A 1,285-nucleotide genomic window follows, 5' to 3' on the forward strand; every position below is an offset into this window, starting at 1 on the left:
AGAGCTGGCCCCGGTTGTCTGAACAGCAATTCCGCGTCGATAAGTGGAGTTTCTGCCAGAGTTAGGCTGCCGCGCGGAACGGCAGCGGGCTGAAGTAAGCTTGATCGGGGGTGCCGCCGTCAAGGCTCGAGTGGGGACGCCGGCCATTGTAAAAGGCGAGGTATCGGCCGATCGAGGCGCGGGCGTCGGACACGGTGTCGTAGGCGCGCAGATAGACCTCTTCGTATTTGATGCTGCGCCACAGACGCTCGACGAACACGTTGTCGCGCCAGGCGCCCCGACCGTCCATGCTGATGGCGATGCCATGACTGGCGAGCATGCCGGTGAACGCGGCGCCCGTGAACTGCGAGCCTTGGTCGGTATTGAAGATGTCCGGCTTGCCATGGCGAGCGAGAGCGTCCTCCAGCGTCTCGACGCAGAATGCGGCTTCCATAGTGATCGAGACGCGCCACGACAGCACCCGGCGGCTGAACCAGTCCAGCACCACCGCGAGATAGACGAAGCCGCGCGCCATCGGGATGTAGGTGATGTCCATCGCCCAGACCTGGTTGGGGCGTGTGATCTCCATCCCGCGCAGCAGATACGGATAGATCTTGTGCCCGGGTTCGGGCTTGGTGGTACGCGGCCGGCGATAGAGCGCCTCTATCCCCATCCGCCGCATCAGCGTTTTGACATGCCGGCGGCCGATCTTGCACCCCTCGGCAGCCAGCAGGTCTCGCAACATTCGCGAACCGGCGAAAGGAAACTCCAGGTGCAGCCGGTCAAGCCGCTGCATGATCGCGAGGTCGGCGGGCGACACCGGACGTGGTAGATAATAGATACTGCCACGGCTGATCTTCAAAACTTCCGCCTGTTTGGTGATCGGCAGGTCGTGCTCACGGTCGATCATCGCTTTGCGCTCAGCATGCCGGCTTTGCTGAGCGCGCCTTCTAAAAAATCGTTCTCAAGCGTCAGCTCCCCGATCTTGGCGTGCAGCGTTTTCACGTCTACCGCGGACTCGCTCGTTCTGTTGCCACCGCCAGGACCAAACACCTCGGCCGCCGCCTTCTGAAGCTGGGACTTCCACTGCGTGATCTGGTTCGGGTGCACGTCGAAATGCTCAGCCAGCTGGGCCAGCGTCATCTCGCCCTTGATCGCCGCTAACGCCACCTTGGCCTTGAATGCCGGTGCGTGTTGCCGGCGGGCTCGTCTGCTCATCGTCTCTCCTGATTCGCGGGACAATCTTGCCCGCCGTCAGGCAGAAACTCCACTTACCGCCCTGTCCAGATTTCCGGAGCCAGCTCTG

Annotated in this window: 1 protein-coding gene; it reads right to left on the minus strand. The window is 62.3% G+C overall.

Annotated features, from left to right (window positions below; all coding sequences use genetic code 11):
* Positions 1 to 61: 61 nt before the first annotated feature.
* A protein-coding gene (locus I6F37_RS38290) for an IS3-like element ISBj3 family transposase (RefSeq protein ID WP_225154118.1) occupies positions 62 to 1,197 on the minus strand; the annotation gives its coding sequence in 2 pieces (ribosomal slippage) (positions 62 to 939 and positions 939 to 1,197; 1,137 coding nt in all).
* Between the last annotated feature and the right edge of the window lie 88 nt (positions 1,198 to 1,285).

Origin of the sequence: Bradyrhizobium sp. NBAIM08 (assembly GCF_020193935.1) — a bacterium.
Classification (GTDB): Bacteria; Pseudomonadota; Alphaproteobacteria; order Rhizobiales; family Xanthobacteraceae; genus Bradyrhizobium; species Bradyrhizobium yuanmingense.